The sequence below is a fragment of the Cellulosilyticum sp. WCF-2 genome, from assembly GCF_003990395.1.
Lineage (GTDB): Bacteria > Bacillota > Clostridia > Lachnospirales > Cellulosilyticaceae > Cellulosilyticum > Cellulosilyticum lentocellum.
The window spans coordinates 4,065,441-4,084,717 of the sequence record NZ_CP034675.1 but is presented as its reverse complement, the minus strand read 5'-3'; the positions used below and the strand labels follow the sequence as shown (position 1 = coordinate 4,084,717).

At 33.2% G+C, this 19,277-nt stretch carries 19 protein-coding genes; 13 read left to right on the top strand and 6 right to left on the bottom strand.

Annotated features, from left to right (window positions below; all coding sequences use genetic code 11):
- Positions 1-22 precede the first annotated feature (22 nt).
- From EKH84_RS18545 to EKH84_RS18530, 4 genes are all read left to right on the top strand, one after another.
- Complete coding sequence (locus EKH84_RS18545; protein WP_243118612.1) at positions 23-424, top strand: hypothetical protein; 402 nt, start codon at positions 23-25, stop codon at positions 422-424.
- Between the two features lie 215 nt (positions 425-639).
- On the top strand, positions 640-1,371 hold the full coding sequence (locus EKH84_RS18540; RefSeq protein WP_127067438.1) for a polyphosphate polymerase domain-containing protein: 732 nt from the start codon (positions 640-642) through the stop codon (positions 1,369-1,371).
- Complete coding sequence (locus tag EKH84_RS18535) at positions 1,353-2,033, top strand: DUF4956 domain-containing protein (RefSeq protein ID WP_013658087.1); 681 nt, start codon at positions 1,353-1,355, stop codon at positions 2,031-2,033. Before EKH84_RS18540 ends, EKH84_RS18535 begins: the two co-directional genes overlap by 19 nt.
- 26 nt (positions 2,034-2,059) lie before the next feature.
- Positions 2,060-4,297, top strand: coding sequence for a carbohydrate-binding domain-containing protein (locus tag EKH84_RS18530; protein WP_127067437.1), 2,238 nt, complete (start codon positions 2,060-2,062; stop codon positions 4,295-4,297).
- A 44-nt stretch (positions 4,298-4,341) separates the two neighbouring features.
- Here EKH84_RS18530 and EKH84_RS18525 read toward each other — a convergent pair whose 3' ends face one another.
- From EKH84_RS18525 to EKH84_RS18515, 3 genes are all read right to left on the bottom strand, one after another.
- Positions 4,342-5,709, bottom strand: a complete 1,368-nt coding sequence (locus tag EKH84_RS18525; protein ID WP_013658085.1) for a VanW family protein — start codon at positions 5,707-5,709, stop codon at positions 4,342-4,344.
- Positions 5,710-5,715: 6 nt separating this feature from the next.
- Positions 5,716-6,354, bottom strand: a complete 639-nt coding sequence (locus EKH84_RS18520; protein ID WP_127067436.1) for a hypothetical protein — start codon at positions 6,352-6,354, stop codon at positions 5,716-5,718.
- A gap of 354 nt (positions 6,355-6,708) precedes the next feature.
- Entirely contained in the window at positions 6,709-7,071 is a 363-nt protein-coding gene (locus EKH84_RS18515; RefSeq protein WP_410496280.1) for a putative ABC transporter permease, read from the bottom strand.
- Positions 7,072-7,260: 189 nt separating this feature from the next.
- Between EKH84_RS18515 and EKH84_RS18510 the strand changes: the two genes are divergently transcribed.
- The 3 genes from EKH84_RS18510 to EKH84_RS18500 all read left to right on the top strand — a co-directional run bounded on the left by EKH84_RS18510 (position 7,261) and on the right by EKH84_RS18500 (position 10,112).
- On the top strand, positions 7,261-8,640 hold the full coding sequence (locus EKH84_RS18510) for a cation:dicarboxylate symporter family transporter (RefSeq protein WP_127067434.1): 1,380 nt from the start codon (positions 7,261-7,263) through the stop codon (positions 8,638-8,640).
- 156 nt (positions 8,641-8,796) lie between these two features.
- On the top strand, positions 8,797-9,423 hold the full coding sequence (locus EKH84_RS18505) for a M23 family metallopeptidase (protein ID WP_127067433.1): 627 nt from the start codon (positions 8,797-8,799) through the stop codon (positions 9,421-9,423).
- A gap of 98 nt (positions 9,424-9,521) precedes the next feature.
- Positions 9,522-10,112, top strand: a complete 591-nt coding sequence (locus tag EKH84_RS18500) for a DUF4358 domain-containing protein (RefSeq protein WP_127067432.1) — start codon at positions 9,522-9,524, stop codon at positions 10,110-10,112.
- A gap of 74 nt (positions 10,113-10,186) precedes the next feature.
- Here the strand turns inward: EKH84_RS18500 and EKH84_RS18495 are convergent, their stop codons facing one another.
- A complete protein-coding gene (locus EKH84_RS18495) occupies positions 10,187-10,645 on the bottom strand; it encodes a peroxiredoxin (protein WP_334290685.1) in 459 nt (152 codons plus the stop codon).
- Between the two features lie 123 nt (positions 10,646-10,768).
- On the opposite strand from EKH84_RS18495, the gene yaaA reads away from it, so the two are divergent.
- The 6 genes from yaaA to EKH84_RS18465 all read left to right on the top strand — a co-directional run bounded on the left by yaaA (position 10,769) and on the right by EKH84_RS18465 (position 16,111).
- Positions 10,769-11,542, top strand: a complete 774-nt coding sequence (gene yaaA, locus EKH84_RS18490; protein WP_127067431.1) for a peroxide stress protein YaaA — start codon at positions 10,769-10,771, stop codon at positions 11,540-11,542.
- A 254-nt stretch (positions 11,543-11,796) separates the two neighbouring features.
- The gene (locus EKH84_RS18485) at positions 11,797-12,111 is read left to right on the top strand and encodes a hypothetical protein (protein ID WP_013658077.1); all 315 of its coding nucleotides are present in this window, start codon (positions 11,797-11,799) and stop codon (positions 12,109-12,111) included.
- Positions 12,112-12,362: 251 nt separating this feature from the next.
- Positions 12,363-12,965, top strand: a complete 603-nt coding sequence (locus EKH84_RS18480; protein WP_127067430.1) for a hypothetical protein — start codon at positions 12,363-12,365, stop codon at positions 12,963-12,965.
- A 94-nt stretch (positions 12,966-13,059) separates the two neighbouring features.
- Positions 13,060-13,560 (top strand): hypothetical protein, encoded by a 501-nt coding sequence (locus EKH84_RS18475; protein WP_127067429.1) that lies wholly within the window; start codon positions 13,060-13,062, stop codon positions 13,558-13,560.
- A gap of 161 nt (positions 13,561-13,721) precedes the next feature.
- On the top strand, positions 13,722-14,966 hold the full coding sequence (locus tag EKH84_RS18470) for a HAMP domain-containing protein (RefSeq protein WP_127067428.1): 1,245 nt from the start codon (positions 13,722-13,724) through the stop codon (positions 14,964-14,966).
- Positions 14,967-15,091: 125 nt separating this feature from the next.
- Positions 15,092-16,111, top strand: a complete 1,020-nt coding sequence (locus EKH84_RS18465; protein ID WP_127067427.1) for a threonine aldolase family protein — start codon at positions 15,092-15,094, stop codon at positions 16,109-16,111.
- A gap of 223 nt (positions 16,112-16,334) precedes the next feature.
- On the opposite strand, the gene EKH84_RS18460 is transcribed toward EKH84_RS18465, so the two are convergent.
- Both EKH84_RS18460 and EKH84_RS18455 read right to left on the bottom strand, forming a co-directional pair.
- Positions 16,335-17,651, bottom strand: coding sequence for an IS4 family transposase (locus tag EKH84_RS18460; RefSeq protein ID WP_127065015.1), 1,317 nt, complete (start codon positions 17,649-17,651; stop codon positions 16,335-16,337).
- A 248-nt stretch (positions 17,652-17,899) separates the two neighbouring features.
- Positions 17,900-19,225, bottom strand: coding sequence for a hypothetical protein (locus tag EKH84_RS18455; RefSeq protein ID WP_127067426.1), 1,326 nt, complete (start codon positions 19,223-19,225; stop codon positions 17,900-17,902).
- Positions 19,226-19,277: the final 52 nt, after the last annotated feature.

Sequence of the window (19,277 nt, the reverse complement as noted above, 5' to 3'; positions counted from 1 at the left end):
AGTCAAAGGTGATGTTATGCTAATGAAATCTCCAAGTAATGCTTTAAGTCCTTATTACTATAAAGGTGGTTACTTTCATGGGATACATTATGGTAGCTATTATGATGATAGGGAAGCCTTGTTTTCTATGATGGAAAGAGAAGAAGTGTTCATTTTAAATTCTTCAGAAAGGAGAAGGATTTTAATCGATTTTTACGGAACAAGTGTATCTCAATTGATGTTAGACAAGGTTGTAGAGCATATTAGGCATTTAAGTCCTAGAATTATCAAACTTGCAATAGCAACTGATAAGAGAAGTCTATGGCATATTTGTAAAGCGATTAAAAAAGCAAATATATTAGAAAACGGACAACTTTACTTTAGTACAGATATGGAAGAAGGAAAAACATGGTTAGTTAGTGATGAATTTAGAAACAAGGCTTAATTTTAAAGTAACAAATAAAAATGAATAGCTTTCATTAATTAGGGCGTATTGCGTGGAATTGTGCAATATGCCTTTTTAACTTGAAAATAACCTTAAAAAACTTTTCTAAACCTTTAAGATTAATTTAAGGAACGGCTAGTATACTCATTACATAATCAGTCAGCTAAGCGCTATGATATAAATAATCAATAGGAAACGGAAAGGGAGGAAAAGCAATGGCTAGTACAAAAACCAATTATGTTTTTGAGCGTGTAGAAAAGAAGTACTTGCTAACGAAAGAAAAATATCAAGCACTCTTAAAAGCAATAGAACCTTATATGGCTCAAGATGAATATGGTATGCATACTATTTGTAACATTTACTATGATACACCTACCTATGATCTCATTCGAACTTCCATAGAGAAACCTAAGTACAAAGAGAAGCTTCGTCTGAGAAGCTATGGTAGACCTAATAAAAAGGATACAGTGTTTATAGAAATTAAAAAGAAATATAAAGGGGTTGTTTTTAAAAGGAGAGTTTCTTTAACGTTAGAAGAAGCAGAGCGTTACTTAAATAGTGGTATCAAGCCTAAAAAAGAGAATCAGATATTTAAAGAAATTGATTACTTCATGGCATTTTATAAACCTATTCCAAAGGTTTACTTAGCTTATAACAGAATTGCTTACTTTGGTAAAGCGGACTCTAATATTCGTATTACCTTTGACCATCATATCAGAAGTAGGCAGGGAGATTTAAGCTTAGGAAAAGGAGATTATGGTGATTTTCTTTTAGATAACAACGAGTACTTAATGGAAATCAAGGTACCCTTAGCCATGCCACTGTGGTTAGTGCATACGTTATCAGAATTAGAAATTTATCCTACTTCCTTTTCGAAGTATGGAAATGTTTATAAACAAAGCTTATTAGAAATGAGGAGGGAACAAAGATGCTTACAAGCATACTAGATACAGGAGCAGGAACAGGAACACTTCAATTAGGAAACGTTTTAATTTGTACAGGAATAGCATTGATTTTAGGTGTAATCATTGCTTTAGTTTACATGTCAGATGGGAAATATACGAAGAACTTTACAGTATCTTTGGTGATTTTACCAGCACTTATTCAAGCGATTATTGCAATGGTTAATGGTAATTTAGGAACCAGTGTCGCTGTTTTAGGAGCTTTTAGTTTAGTAAGGTTCCGTTCAGTACCAGGTAATTCAAAGGATATTTCTTATATTGTATTTGCCATGGCAATTGGACTAGCTACAGGTGTAGGCTTTGTTAGCTTTGCGGTATTAATGACAGTGATTATTGGTATAGCATTCTTCCTATTATTTAAAACAAAATTTGGAGAAAAACAATCTCCAGAAAAAGAATTAAAGGTAACTATTCCAGAAAATATTGATTATACCACTATATTTGATGATCTATTTGCAAAGTTTACAAACAAGGTAAGTTTAGAAAGAGTAAAAACGACTAATTTAGGTAGTATGTATGAACTACATTACATGATTGCTTTAAAAGAAGAGAATAAAGAAAAACAATTAATAGATGAACTACGTTGTAGAAATGGTAATTTGCCTATTGTATGTGGTAGGCCAAAAGTAACGAAGGAAGAACTGTAGATAAGACTGATTGAGAAGGTGGTATGATGAATAAGAGATTAAGAAAGAATATACGCTTGCTAGGCATGATAGTTTGTATAAGTTTATTTACAGGTTGCAGTAATAAAAAAACAGACATAGCTAGTCAAACGCAGCAAGAAACACTCACAGTAGAAGAAAATCAATCCAATAAAGAAAATACCATAGGAGAATCCTTAATAGCTCAGGTCGTTAACTACGAAGAAGATGATTACTATACATCATGGGAAAATACTGTGGCAGCAACTATTGAATTAAAGGAAGACCAAATTAGTTTTAAAGGAAAAGGTGTAAAAGTAGAGGAAAGTACACTTATTATTGAAAAAGCAGGGACCTACGTAATAAGTGGAACATTAGCAGATGGAAGTATTATAGTAGATGCAGCAGATAAGGCAGCAGTACGCCTTGTTTTAAATGGCGTAGATATTAATTGCACTACAACTGCTCCTGTTTATGTCAAACAAGCCGGTAAGGTAGTTTTAAGTCTAGAAGAGGGGACAACCAATCGTTTTACAGATGGAGAAAGCTATATATTAGAAGATGCCAGTAGTGATGAGCCTAATGCAACTATTTTTAGCAAGGATGATTTAACTATTAACGGAAAAGGTAGCTTAGAAGTAATAGCCAATTACAATAATGCCATTACCACTAAAGATACTTTGAAATTAATGGAAGGCACATTACAAATAGAAGCAGTTGATGATGGGGTGATGGGGAAAGATGCTGTCATCGTAAAAACAGGTAATGTTCAAATCACAGCAAAAGGTGATGGTATTAAAGCCACTAATGATACAGATGAGACAAAAGGGTTTGTAGCCATAGAAGATGGAAACTTTAATATAGTAGCAGGAGCTGATGGCATTCAAGCTAAAACAAATGTCTATATCGCAGAAGGAACGTATACGGTAGAAACTGGTGGAGAAAGTGCTAATGCAGTTAAAAAGCAAGAACAAAATCAAGTGGCTGGACCTATGGGAAAGGGCCAAACTAAGGTCAGCACGACAGCTACGCAAGTAGAAGATACTACAGCGACTACTACAACGGAAAATACAGATGAATCAACTAGCTACAAAGGCATTAAAGGAAGCAAAGCTATTTATATTAGTGGAGGTACTTTTACATTAAACACAGCGGATGATAGTATCCATAGCAATGATACCATTGCCATTAGTGGTGCAGACATGACTCTAACATCGGGAGATGATGGTATTCATGCAGATACCCAGCTAAATATAGGAGAAGTAAAATTGACTATTACAAAGAGCTACGAAGGACTAGAAAGTAGTGAAATTAATATTACTTCTGGAGAGATTAACGTAATGGCTAGTGATGATGGTGTTAATATAAGTGGAGGAAATGATGCTTCCGCTATTAATGGAAGACCTGGACAAAATAGTTTTGCAAATACAGAGGATGGCAAGCTCACTATTAGTGGAGGCACTCTTTTTGTAGATGCTTCAGGTGATGGTTTAGATGCAAATGGTTCAATTGAAATGTCAGGAGGCACAGTTGTTGTAAATGGGCCAACCAATGATGGCAATGGTGCATTAGATTATGATGGTAGCTTTAATATAACTGGTGGTGTATTCATCGCTGCTGGTAGTGCAGGTATGGCACAAGTACCTTCAAGTAGTTCTACTCAACCAAGTATAGCCATGACTTATTCAGCAAATAAGCAGGCAGGAGAAATGATTCATTTAGCTGATAGTAATGGTAATGCTCTACTGACTTTTGCACCTACTAAAGCCTATCGTTCTGTAGTCATTTCTATACCTGAAATAAAAACAGGAGAAAGCTATAGTTTTTATACAGGAGGTAGCGTTGCAGGTAATGCTACTAATGGTTTATATGAAACAACTGCTGCTTATACACCAGAAGGAGAGGCTGTTAGCTTTACACCAACTGACATAGTCACCTATTTATCAGAATCCGGTGTGACAACAGGAAACAGTGGTTTTGGGCCAGGTGGTAATGGTGGAGGTGGAAGAGGTGAAAAGCCAGATAAAGGAGCTGCAACTCAGGATGGTACTACACCTCCAGCTATACCAGATGAGAGTAATAGACCAGCTTTGCCAGAAGGTACAATGCCTTCAGAAGGAACAATGAAACAAGGTGGGGAAGGTATGACACCACCAGAGAAGCCTACTGGGGAAAAAGGTGCAAATGGAACACCACCAGAAAAACCAAGTACTGAAGGCAATCTAGATACTACAACAGCTCCAAGTGAGAATAGTAGTGCACAGTAAATAAAAGCAAGGACCATTGTCCTTGCTTTTATTATTAACGCTAATTAATTACCTGTTTTATATATCGTAGGTGCAGCTGCATAAGTATCCCAAGAAATAATAAGAGATTCTGTTAACTGTTCTTTATTATAGGTTTCTCTAATAGTTTTAACTTTATAGCCTTTATAGCCAGAAGAAACTAATGAACGTGTTCCTTTAGGTAGCGAACTATCTTTTTTATAACGAACAGGTGAAGGAATAACTTTGTAAACTTCACTTTTAAGGACATAAGTTGTATCTAATAAACTGTGATTAGAATATAAATCAATACAAAGCTCATTATCTTTTGTATAAGCTACGATATAAAGAGGATATTCTAAGGTATTAGTAAACTTAAAATCAATAGAATCCCAATTGATTGTAGCATCTAGTCCCATAGGTACATAAGAAGAAGGCCTAGAATGAGGCAGTCTTTCTGTAGGAAGTAAGCCAATTTGCAAGATGGCATTATATAGGGTAGAAGAAACTTGGCATACACCGCCTCCAACCCCCTGTACCATTTGATAGTTGGCAATAACAGGTGCATAGGTATAGCCTTTATCTAGCGTTGTATTACCTACTATACCATTAAAACTAAAGGTTTCGCCAGGCATCAGTAGGGTATTATTAATGGTAGCAGCACAAACAATAATGTTGGTAGCGTTACCTGTACCTGGAGTAAAACGCGTGTGATAAGAGGTGACAAGAGTATCAACAGTTTTTAGTACTTCCGTAGTAATATCAGGATTGCTTGTTGAAATAAAAGAATTCATATCGATAGTTGTTATGTCAGCCAACTGTTTATAGTCCATTAGATAGTGATGAAGTTTTTCTAAAAGCGCAGTCTTATCAAAAGAAATGGTTGCAACATGAGGTGTTAGCTTAATATCACCGCTTGGTGTAATGTGAATAGCTGCATCTTTAGAATCAACAGTTTGACTAGTAATCAAATTAATTGCAGCTGTTTGTAATTTTTGCTCATCAAAATTTAATGAGATTTCAAAGTTTTTAGGGGCCTCTCCTTCTAATAAAGCTGTTTTATCTAAAAAAGATAACTGATTAGGATAGTGTAAGGCTTCCTGAATAATGGCCGTCAAGTTTGTATCAATTAATAAATCGCCTAAAGAAAGCTGAAGACGAGTATCACCTAATGTTAAGATTAATTGCTTATCTAAAATAGGGTTTAGATAATACTCGTTAACAACAGTGATGGCTTCTTCAGCTGTTTGATTACCTATATCTATATTATTAATAGAAATATTTTTATAAAGTCTTACATCGTACTGTGCAAAAATAGAAGAAAAACCTAGGATACCACTTATAATAATAGCTAGTCCACCACAAAGAAGTTGCAAAACAAGAAGTTTAAGTATGTAAATTTTATTTTTTATCATAGGCAGCTAGTTTTTGAAGAAATTTAAGATATTATGAATACGAGTTTCTTCAGTTTCGACTAAAGTGGTTTCTTCTTGAATGAGTTTTTCTTTTAAGCGGACTTGTTGATGATACTCAGCAATGATGGCATTTAAGCGATCAATCTCTTGTTTAAGATTTTCAATATCATTAAGATTAGCAGTAGTATATTCATCAATAAACCCTTTTAACTTAGTTGAACGTGTATGACCATCATCTAATAGTTTATCAATATTCATAGCTGAGGCTTTAATAATATTATTGACGGTTGTTTTCTTGACAAAGTCAGGTAATTCTGCTGGTAAAGCATTGATTAAGTTTTCTAATAAGTAAACAGAATCTGTAACAGCAACAGTATCTAGGTCATACTTAGTATAAATTTCTTTAATACTTAAATGACGGTCATAAGTAGCTGCTTTTTTGATATCTTCTTCAGAAATAGGGTTTGGCATAGTCGGTGGCTCCTCTATTATTTCTTGTACTTTGATAGTTTCTTCAGTCTCAATTTCCGGCGTTACTTCTACAGCTTCTTCAGAGGTAGCGAAAGATGAAACTTCTTCATCGGTAGTGGAAGTATCTTTTTCAACAAATTTATACTTTTCCAATATAGACATCATTTTTCCCATCTAGTTGACCCTTTCTCTTATAATATTTTATTTATAATATGATATGTATTATGTAAGTGTTTAATAGGATGCCTCCTATAAGAATCAGAGAGGCGGATAAGATATAATAAGCCTTGCGGGTTAATTTATAATCTATAAAATGTAATAACCAATTAATGAAATACATTAAAACATTAATGACTATTACAGTTGAGCATGTCCCTATTAGTAGATAAAAAAAGAGCATTTAGGTACCTCTACATCATTGTTTGATAGAATATTAGTAAAAATAATAAGATATTTAACGTCATACAATATTATATAATATTAAATATCTTATATCAACATATTTAAAAAAATGATAAGATTCGAGAATTAAAATAATTTATAATGAGGTTTCTCTTCTCCAAAAAGCTGCCAGCGAATAAAATCATCTAGAAAAATAGCAGGCAAGGATAAAAAGAACCATATAAAGCTAAAGGGCAAGCAGACTTGACCTAATATGTTAAAAGGAAGATGGCTATAATCCCAAATAGCAAGATGTAGGCCTAAGTTGAGGATGACTCCAGCTACAAATTCTAAGGCAGTAATAAGAATGGCAGACATGGCCATTTGCTTAATTAAGGAAAAATCATAACTAAAGGTGCTATTGATAAGACCAATTAGAAGGAAGCAAAGGCCTCCTAAAATGCCCATAGTCCAGTGAGTACTTCCACTAAAAAGGATTTCAATCATCATATATAAGAGTCCACCTAGACTAAATAGGGTAAAATATTTAAAAAAAGTTTTCATATCAATTTTCCTTCCAAAGAAATGTTAAAGTTAGTATGAACGGGGAGGTATTGACTTATACTAAGGTTTAAGTTATAAAAGAAGGATATGTGAAACATAAATAAAGAAAACAGAGACAACATGGAGAAACTAGAAATGGAACAAAGTACTTTTTTGACACAGTTTTTATTGTTAAGTAATCCACTAACAGTGGCATTTATTGGTGTATTAATCATTTTATTTTTTGGTATTAGACAAATGGAAAAAAGAAAAATTAAGTTTTCCATTCGCATGATTATAAGTACAATAATTGGGCTTGTACTTGGACTTATTATTCAATGGGTAGCTGGATTTCCAGAGATACCAAAAGATATTGTGTGGTTAAGTGAAGTATCTAGCTGGTATGGGCTAGTAGGGAATGGTTTTATGGATCTTTTAAAGATGCTTGTCGTACCACTCGTATTTTTATCTATTGTGAGAGTTATTATGAATATGCAAGGAGAAGGTATAGGGAAGCTCACTGCCAAGACTATAGGAATGCTTTTAGGAACCACTGTTATTGCGGCTATTATTGGTGTTGTTGTAGGACAAATCTTTGGATTGGGTTCAGGAGATATTGTGGTTATCCAAGATGCAGAAATACGTGAAATGTCATCTATTGTAGAAACTTTTAGAGGACTTCTTCCGGCTAATCCTGTTAAAGCCATGGCAGAAGCTAATATTGTTGCAGTCGTTATCTTTGCAGCTTTTATTGGTATCGCTATTAGAAGGATGAGCAAAAAGCATGGGGAAGTGATAGAGCCATTTGTAAAATGGATAGAGGCCTTTTACAAGATTATTTTAAGTGTAGCTATGACGATTATTAAATTTATGCCTTATGCAGTTATTGCACTTTTAGCTAATACAATTACTGCAAGAGGTGTAGGAGCCTTAAGCTCAGTGCTTCATTTTATAGTAGCTATTTATTTAAGTTTAGCCATTATGTTTGTGATTCATTTAGGAATAGCTCTATTGAATGGTCTTAATCCTATTCAATATACAAAGAATGTATTAGAGCCGCTAGTACTTGCTTTTACATCACGCTCTAGTTTAGGGACTTTACCTGTAACGATTGAAGCACTTCATAAGAATGTGGGAGTGGATGAAGGAGTGGCTAGCTTTGTAGGAAGTCTTGGCTCCAATATGGGTATGAATGGTTGCGCTGGTATTTATCCGGCTTTAATGACAGTGATGTTAGCCAATATGACAGGCACACCAATGGACTTTAGTTTTTATGTGATGTTAGTCATTATTATCACTATTAGTTCCCTAGGTATAGCTGGTCTACCAGGAAGTGCTACTATTGCAGTATCTGTGGTTATATCAGGAATGGGAATGGGTGCGTATTTCCCACTGGTAGGTGGGGTTATTGCTGTTGACCCTATCATTGATATGGGACGTACTATGGTTAATGTAAGTGGGACACTTATTAGTGCTACTACAGTGGCAAAAACAGAAGGTAAATTAAACAAAGAGATATTCAGTAAGAATGAATAAAAGAATATAAAGAATGATAAATAGAAATAGTTAAAAAGGAAGAATTTTAGAATAGTAAGTTCTAAAATTCTTCTTTTTTTTGCATTGCAAAATATTTACTCATATAAAAATATAAGATATAGTATAATTATGTAGAAATAAAGGGGGAATTATAGCATGAAGCAGTTTAAAAAAGTAAGTTGTATTTTATTAATGCTTCTAGCGTGTAGTACAGTGGTGCAAGCAGAAGAGATAACACCAGTAGTGACTACCGATCAAACAACTGTTTATAGAGATACAAGTGGAATGAAGTTAGATTATATACAGATACCGGGCTTTCTAGTAAGTCCTCTCCAACAAAAAGGAGAGGTGCTAGCACCTTTTAATCAATCTAGGATTGGCTATTTTCATCAAGGAATAGATATTAGAGCAGCTGAAGGAACCCCTATTTTTGCAAGTGCTGATGGCATAGTGACTAAAGCAGCACCTGATTCAAAGGGTGTCACTAAAGGCGGCGGACATATGATTTTTATTGATTATGGCAATGGTGTAGAAGCAAGATACATGCATTTAAGTGCTTATGGTGTAATAGCTGGTGATGATGTAAAAGCTGGTGATATTATTGGATTTACAGGGAACACAGGTGACAGTAGTACACCGCATCTGCATTTTGAATACTACATTGGTGGACAAGCTATCGATCCTGCTTTTATTTTTGAAGCAAGTGGCATTATTGGAGATGAAGTAGTAGTGCCTATCAGCCAGAAAAACAATGAAGAAAGCTTTTTGGTTATTCAGGGATAAAAAATTAAATTTATGGGAACCTAAAGTGAAAAGGATACGTCTAAACTAATGGCTAGTTAAGTTTAGCAGATTATTAATTGACTTTAGGAGAAACAAAAATGAAAATAAACAAAAAACTTTTAGCAGTAATCATGACATTAGTAATTGGAAGTGCAGCCTTAACAGGTTGTGGGCAAAAAACAGAACAACCATCAGTAACGCCAACTGAATCGCCAGCAGTAGATGAAGTTACACCAACTGAAACACCAGTGGTAGATGAGAATGCAGGCGGAGTGACAGGAGAAGAAGTGACAGGAGAAACGGATCCAACACCAGCCCAAGAAACTTATTTTGTAGCAGTTGATGGTATTGAAATGCCAGCAGGAATGGCTATGGATAGCACTATGTTTGCTGATACTTATGGTATTGATACAAGCTTATTAAACAGCTATTATGTACAAATGCCAATGATGAATGTACATGCAACAGAGGTTGCTGTATTTGAATTAAAGGATGCTAAAGATGCTGATAAAGTAATGGCTGGTATAGAAAAAAGACAAAAAGCTTTAGTAGATCAATGGAAAAGTTACTTACCAGAACAGCTTGAATTAGTTGAGAACTATAAAACAGCACAAAAAGATAATATGATTTTATTTGTTATTAGCCCAGAAGCAGATCAAATTGTACAAAAATTTGAATCAGCACAATAATATAGAAAAAATAGAGACGAATAGGTGTAAAAAATAGAGATAATAAAAAGCCATGGATTCCCATGGCTTTTTATTTATAGTCCTAACTCACAAGCAACAGCTTCCACATGACCTGCTACTTTTACTTTACGATAAATTTTAGTAAGAATTCCCTTTTCATCAATCATAAAAGTACTTCTTTCAATACCCATACTTATGCGTCCATACATATTTTTTTCTTTAAGTACATCATAAAGTTTACATACCTCTTCATTGCTGTCCGAAAGGAGCACGAAAGGAAGATTGTATTTAGCAATGAATTTATCATGAGAAGCAAGGGTGTCACGGCTTATACCTAAAATAATAGTATTTGCATCAGCAAAGGCATTAAAGTGGTCACGAAAAGCTTCCGCTTCTCTGGAACAACCTGGTGTATTATCCTTAGGATAAAAATACAAAATAACTTTTTTACCTAAATAATCACTTAAACGATGCTCCTTTTGGTCCGAACCCATTAAAGTAAAATCAGGAGCAACCATACCTTCTGTTAAAATCACATCTGACATTATATAACCTCCTTAGTAATAAAGTTCTAATTAATAATTATTATCCTATAAAAAGTATTGTTTGTAAAGAGAATCGTGTGTAAAATAAAAGAAAAAGTATAAGGAGCGCCTATGTATATTATTATTTCACCAGCAAAAACATTTAAAATACCTGATAATACATCTCTTAAGTCTTATGTACCACTCACTTTTCACGAGGCCACTAGAACTTTAGTAAAGCAGCTTTCACAATATACCGTAGAGGACTTAAAGCAGCTCATGAAAATGTCAGAGGCTTTAGCAGAAGTAAATGAGGCCAGATACAAAGCATTTTTTAATCCAAGCCAAGACAGCTATGAAGCTATCTATGCTTTTTATGGTGAGGTTTATAAAGCCCTCCAAGTAGAAAGCTTAGATCATGAAGCTATAAGCTTTATGCAAAATCATATGGGCATTTTATCGGGTTTGTATGGTTTAATTAAGCCTTTAGATAGGATACAAGCCTATCGACTAGAAATGGGGACAACACTTTCAGTAGGAGAGAAGAAGAATTTATATGAGTTTTGGAAAGACGATTTAACAAAATATGTCTTAGCTCAGCTGGAAAGGCAAAAAGAAAAAGGCTTTTTGGTCAATTTAGCTTCAGAAGAATATAGTAAAGTATTAGACTTAAAAGCAATTAGTAAACAATATCCAGTTATTCAAATGAGCTTTAAAGAAGCTAGTGGAGAAAATTATAGAGTAGTAGGTATGTATGCTAAAAAAGCTAGAGGTCAAATGTTACGCTTTATTTGTGAAAATAAAATAGAACAAGTAGAGGAGTTAAAGCAGTTTTCAGAATCTGGATATAGCTGGAATAAAGCACTATCTACAGAAAAACATTTAGTATTTACAAGAAATAAATAAAATGAAAAAGATGAAAAGGGAAAAGGCCTTCCAGGGGAGTTGGAAGGCCTTTATATGGGGTTAAAAATAGATAACTTAAGTATCTAGGATTACATCATAAAGGTTTAATGTGATGATTAAGTGAAGGGAAAATGATAGTTAGAAGAAAACATAAAAATACAAAAAAACATTATCCATATATTCAAAAGTTACAGAAAATATGATATAATAATTTGTATAATATGATTAATAAATAGATGAGAAGAGGTGGTTATATGGGTGAAGCTGCTACAGTTGCTTGCCAGCCAATGACATTCCAAGGTGAAGAAAGTCGTCATAGCAATAATTTTTGTGTTAATCAGTTACCGCATAAAGATAAATTACTTTGGCATATCATTACGAAAACGGATACTGACACAGAAATTAGGTTTAATGTAAAAGAACATCATACGTACAAAGAGGATGATCTAAGATTTGAGAATATCCAAAATGGTACGATTACCCCGTATTATGCTTATAGAAACCTATATATATCAGAAGTAAAAAATGTCACTGGCCATTTTATTGTAAGAGTAGAAGCTATTGATTAGAATAATAAATTTAATATAATTAGAAAATATGAAAAAGATGTTCTTTTAAAGGACATCTTTTTATTTTGGGGTGTTTAAAGGAAGAATCCAAAGATGAGGAAGTAGTGGAATCAAAAGAAGAATAAGGTAATGCACTTTCTTCAATGGTGACAAATACTTTGTTAATAGGAATATTAACAGTATTTGTGTAAATAAGTGAAAAGAATAAGAAAATAATATATAATAAATGTAGTTGAAGAGAGGAGCGTAAGATGAACGCATTTGAAAAGAAATACAAACCATCTAAGAAGCAATTTATTATTCCTACTATTGTTTTTATTTTATGTGCGGTAACAAGTATTTTTTTGTTTTATCAGGGCAAGGCAAGAAGTATAGATCCACCTAAAGCTAGTTTTCTTGTACCGGGAACTACTATACTTGATCTAACACAGTCAGGTCGATATACGATTTATTTAGAATTAGATACTTTATTTGAAGGTAAGCATTATGAAGCACCTGAAGTTATTGAGGGACTAAAATGTGAAGTGATGAAGGATGAGACTAAAATAAAGGTTGAAGCAGCAGATTTGAGTTATAGTTATAATAGAAATGGTCAAAAAGGCGAATCGTATTTTAATTTTACTATCGAAGAGCCAGGAAGCTATACTATTATTACGACTATAGATAATGAGCAAATGAAGGAAGCTGTATTATCTGTAGGACTTAAAAATGAAAAAATGGTTAGAGTACTGCAATTTACTGTAGGTGCCAGTGTATTAATGTTAGTTGGAATATTTGAATTTATAGGTTACATGATTTATGGTCTTATTAAGTTAATGATTTATAAAACTAAATTAAAACAAAATACATATTGATAAGAGCTAAAAATAAAGAAGATGGATATTAAAAGTAATATAGTGTTAGCAATAAAAAATGGACTAGAATAAAACTATTAAAGGAGGGTGTATAATGGGAAAACTTTATCAATTCCCTGAACATAAGCGTTATAATTCCTATAAAGCACCTACCTATTCAGAGGATCAGCAGCTTTTACAAGGGATGATGCATGCGCTTATTGCAACTTATCAAGAAAAAATTGCCCAATTGGAGAGCTATAAAGAGGAAATTAGGGCGTTGAATGAAACAAAGTGTGATACAGCTAAGGAGATGCTACAGTTAGTTAAACAAATGCAGAAGTTATTTTTCAAGTATGGTGTTTATTGTAACTTCTATCGTTTTTATACTTTAAATCAATTATATATACTCTATTTTAACGATACAAATTTAATTTATACCTTTGAGGATAATCATCGAATGGATGTTAATCCATATACGCCAAGTCAATTTGAGGAACAGTTTAGTAATTATCCTTTTACTTTAAATTTAGAAGATGAAGTGTTTGAAGCTTTTGATAAGCAAATACAAGATTTGAGAATTACTATAATTACGCTGACCAATACACAAATTTAGTAGCTAGGAAGTTAATGTGAAAATTGTTATTTTAAAATCCAACAATAGTCTAATAAAATAGATTTAAATTCAAAAATTCTCAAAAATTGACAGTTAATTCGATTTACTATACGATAGAAATGATGTAAAAGGAAGTTGTAAGGTAAAGAGGATGTGATTGTTTGAGAGTATCTTTGAGAATAAAAGTAACGGCAATGACTTCATGTATTATTGCAGCCGTTTTCTTATTGACTGGAATTGTTTATTATGAAAGTATTCACAGCTATGCTACACATAGTGTATATAAACAAGCTTTAGGTATTAGCCAAGTAGGGCAAGCCATGATAAATGGTGATGCTCTTCAAAGAATTGAACAATTAAAGGATAAAGAAAATCAGGATTATAAGGAAGTTAAGGGTGTTTTAACAACATTAGGACACTTAATAGAGAGGGGAGATATATTTGCTATAAATACCTATGAACAAAATCTTGTTTATTTATCTGATAGCGTAAAAGAGAATTTTGTAGTAAGTTATGAGCGTTTACCAAAAGAAAGATTTATAAGCGTGTTAAATAAATTAAAAATAGGAGAACCTTTCTATTTTAAAGACTATTATGATGAATATAATAAAAATATACTATGTGGCGTTTTACTGCCAATATTTAATTCCGATCAACAGCTAGTGGGGATGGTAGGCTATAAAATAGAAAGAGCTCTCTTTTATTTAGATTTATATTTGGTTAGATGGCTCATTATATTAAGTACAGTAGTGTCTGCATTGGTTTGTATAGTACTAAACTATTTTGGCTTTAAAAGGGTATTGAGACCTGTTGATAAGCTAATGAATACTATGAACAAGGTAGCTAAAGGCGATTTTAAAATAGAAGCAGATGTCAATCGGAAAGATGAGATAGGCAAAATTAATAGAAACCTAATTAAAAGTTGTGAACGTATTAGCCAGATGTTTGAGCATATTACTATTTCATCTACTAGCTTAAAAATGATTGCAGAAAGAATCTTAGAAACTTCCAAGAGGGGGTTAGTTGCTTTGGAAGAGATTACAAATTCAACCAGAGAAATTTCTCTTATTTCATATGAGCAAGTAGATAAACGAGAAAGTGCTAAATTGGCTATTACCTATTTAGAGGAAGATATGCGAATTGTTGTGGCTGAAGTAGATAAAGAAAAGAAGGAGTGCAAAGTGAGTGAGGAACTTATTGAACAAATGGCTACTCATGTAAGTACAATTAAGCAAAAAATATATGAGTTAGACCATGTGTTTGAGATTATTGATAAGCATACCGTTAATCTAGCAGCTGTTACAGAAAGACAAATGGCTGTATCAGAGGGATTTACAGCTATGGCAGAAAGTTTAAATCAAGAATCAGAAAGCTTGAATAAAAGTGTATCGCGGGTAAAAGTGTAATAGATAAAAAGAAGTATCTTTTGGAGGTTAGGTTGCAAAGGATACTTCTTTTGTTATATGATTAATATTAAATGTCCAATGCTATGACACAATGACAAACTTAAAGAATCAAAGGGAGAAAAATGATGTATAGTTTTAAAAATGATTATAGTGAAGGTGCTCACGAAAATATATTAAAAGCAATGGTAAACTCTAACTTAGAACAAACGTCAGGTTATGGAGAAGATGCTTATACAGAAATAGCCAAAAAGCTATTAAAAGAAAAAATAGAAGATGGCACAGCCGATATTCACTTTTTTGTAGGTGGAACACAGGTTAACTTAACCGCCATTTCAGCTTTTTTAAGACCTCATGAAGCAGCTGTTGCTGCAGAAACAGGACATATTAATGTTCATGAAACAGGAGCAATTGAAGCTACAGGCCATAAGGTAGTAGCAATGAAAGCTCAAGATGGAAAATTAACACCTGCACTTATAGAAGAGGCTTTAGATAGACATACAGATGAGCATATGGTAAAACCCAAACTCGTGTATATTTCTAATTCAACAGAGATTGGTACACATTATAACTTAAAAGAATTAGAAGGACTTAGTGAGTTTTGTAAGGCACATGGCCTCATTTTATTTATGGATGGTGCACGATTAGGTTCTGCTTTAACAGCCCAGGACAATGAAATCACCTTAGCAGATTGTGCGAGATTAACGGATGCTTTTTATATTGGTGGTACTAAAAATGGTGCATTAATGGGTGAGGCTTTAGTGATTACTAAAGAAGAGCTTAAAGCCGATTTTAGATTCCATATTAAACAAAAAGGAGCATTACTTGCTAAGGGAAGATTATTAGCCATTCAATTTATTGAGTTATTTAAAGAAGACCTATTCTTTGACTTAGCTGCCCATGCTAATCAAATGGCTAACCAATTAGCTGAAGGTATAAGAGCGGCAGGTTATAGCTTCTTAACAGAGTCAGTAACAAATCAAGTATTTCCCATTTTTCCAGATGTGCTTTTAGAGCAGCTTAAAGAGGAATTTGATTTTTCTTTCTGGGAGAGAAAAGACGAAACACATACGGTTATACGTCTAGTAACTTCATGGGCTACTAAGCCAGAAGAAGTAGAACGCTTTATAGCTTTTATTAATCAATAAGATAAAAATATGAGTAAGTATTTTACAGTATCCTCTCATTAAAAAGGAGACAAAGAGAAGTGCTAGGGGCTTCTCTCAATGTCATTAAGTTAACATTGTGATAGAAACGCATCCCTAGGAAAAGAAGTTGAAGATTTATTTCTTCAGCTTCTTTTTCTATTTCCAGGTACCACAAATAGACAGATTTGCATCTGACTCAAAATTTATATTCTTTTACAAAGATTTATGCTACTCTATAAAGGAAGCCATGAAAAATCTTAACAATTAAGTTTCGTTCCCTATGCCTATCAGGTCTTATAGGAATGAGATTTTTTGCAATTATGGCTTCTACATCAGGTGATGTTGCTTTTCCATGATAGAATAACCTACACATATGCACTGCAACTGAGAAATTTGCTTTATATGTATGCTTTCTTTGCTTTTTTTCAATGACTACGTGGGAGGTAATCATTTCTGCAAAGTTATACATTATCATATGTGCATAGATTTCTTGTTGGATACACATCACCTTTTTTGAATGAAAATCTAACATTCCAATCGTATATTTCAAATCTCGAAAAGATGTTTCAATCCCCCAACGAGAAGCATACAGTTTTTTTACCTCATCAGGAGGATACTTTTCACTATTTAGATTTGTAACTATTGTTTCATAGGAAGTTTCTGAAATAGGAAATCTCACTATTCGGAAGTGTAATTCATAGAATTTAGCAGGTTCAGATTTCTTGTTTTTAAGTGGTAAATAATCAAACGGTTGGGCTGAAGAAACACTTCGATAATGATTTTTGTCTTTGAAAAGTTCTTTGACTGCATTCGTTTTCTTTCTTGTAAGTTTTAAAGAAATATCAATATCAAAACAGTCTGTTTTGGGTAAATCCAATCCATTCTTTATACCATTAATTCCATCTTTGACACGAATAAGAAAGAACCATCCTTTTTCTTGAATGTGAGCCATGCTGTTGAAAGATTCATAACCTCTATCAGCTATCACGAGTGCTTTAGGAATTTCAGAACGATCAACCATTTCTTGTAGAGCGTTATGTTCATTCTTTTCTTTAGATTTTTGTATTATCACATCATGATAAATAGAATAATTTATATTATACAACGCATTTATATGCAGAAGATTATATGATTTTCTTCCATCTTTTCCAGAATGAAATGAATTTAAATCATCAGGATTGGTAGGAATCTGTACATCAGACCCATCAACAGCAAGTATGGGCATATCTTCATTAAAGTTATCTATAAGTTTACTTGAAAAGCCGTCAAATATCTTCTTAAACGCTTCGGGCTTTATCTTTTTCCTCTGCTGAACAAACGCAGAAGAAGTGGGTGTATCTGCAGATGCACCAAATAGATCTAATAATTCGTTTGTAAGGCTCCCACTTCCCATTCCAATAATTCCAGCTAAAATTTTATTCATGGGCAATTTTCTTTTGCGTAAAAAATCACTACCTGGATTGGTACAATAATCTTGCGGATTGTCAGCTAACTTTTGGATTTCATCTACTAAAAGCTTTTTAATTTGTTTGGGTTTCATATGTGTCCTCCTTGTAACTAAGTTTCCTTTAATTACAAGGGCCGCTCTCACTACCTCTTTATTCAATCAGTAGTGAGAGCGGCCACACATTTTCTTTGTCTTGTCAACTACTTTTTCAAAAAAAGATCCCTATACCATTTGATTGGTATAGAGATCTTTTTTCGTCATCTTAACTTAATGACATTGGGGCTTCTCTTCGTCTCCTTTTTTAATAACAATAGGGTATGAAGTTACTATAGGTAGATTAATCAAATAGCTTCTTTTGAGAGTTTACATGCTTGATAACTATAAATACATAATAAGATATATCCAATAACTTGGAGATAAGATAAAATGAGTGGCATAAGTTGGTAAGAGAATAAGTAGCTATCTGTTAGGACTAAACTCATATTTAGCGTTTCTAAAACGCTAAAATAAACAAAGAAATGTAGCGTATTTTTATGTGGTCTATATAAATAAGCAAGAATGAGGCAAACAAGTGCAGGAAAAATATAGCGTTCATGCATATGATGACCCAAAGTGAAAATACCTGTAATCATTAAGGCTCCATAAAGCGCTAAGTTATTTTTAGTACTATCTTTAATGGCTAAAAAAGCAGTATAGCCAATGGAAAATAGGATACCTATAAGACCAATAAGCTTATAGCTTAAACCCAGGAAGGTGGCTGTATCAGGTGCCCAAAGACCATTAATAATAGCTATAAAGTTTGTGGCATTTAAAGAACCATAAGGATAAGATCCCATAGTTGAAAAATAAAGTTTAAAGAGCCATAAAGGGTCCTTTTTGGTAATAAGGAAAGGTAAGCAAATAAGGATGAAGACTCCAAGAGCAATCAGTCCAGAAATAAGAGTTTGCTTAATCACTGTTTGAGCTGGCTTTTCTTTGCAATAGTAATAGTAACCAATAACAAAGATAGGACCAAATAAAAACATCTGAGGCTTAATAAGTAAACCTAAAACAAAGGCTATACTTGCATAAAGGAGTCTCTCATTGTATAAGCTTATAAGCATTAAAATAACAAAAAAAGAAAAAACAATATCTACCTGTCCCCAGATACTAGAGGTTAATAAGACAGCCGGATTAAAGAAAAAGAAAGCGGCTAGTAGTAAGGGGCTTTTATGTTGTCCTTTTTCAGCATAATAATAAATAAGAAGTGTTGTTAATAAATCAAAGATAATAATAGGAAGTTTTAAAAGCATAGAGTGAAGTATATGAGTATAAGGTAATTCAGTAAGTCTTAATAAAATACCAATAGGCCATAAAATAAGTAAATAGCCAGGAGGATAATCAGCAAATTGCATGGACTCATAAAAACTTCCGGGACCGTAATTAGCCATGCCCAAAGCCCATCCGGACCAACAGGTCATATCTGTAGGATGTCCGGTATAAAAGAAAGCCAAAAAAATGCGTAAGCAGATTCCTGATATGAGCAGAAGGGCTAGCTTTGTTTTAGAAGAAGTCTTTTGAATAGTACTTAATAAAGTGAATTGTTTGTAAGTTAGAATGTAAATAACACTATAAATAATCATTAATAAAAGTATGATATTAGCAATTAATTGAAATTCATTTTCCATAATAATTTCCCTTTGGCAAAGTTTTAGCAATATATTAGCACAAAAATCAGAT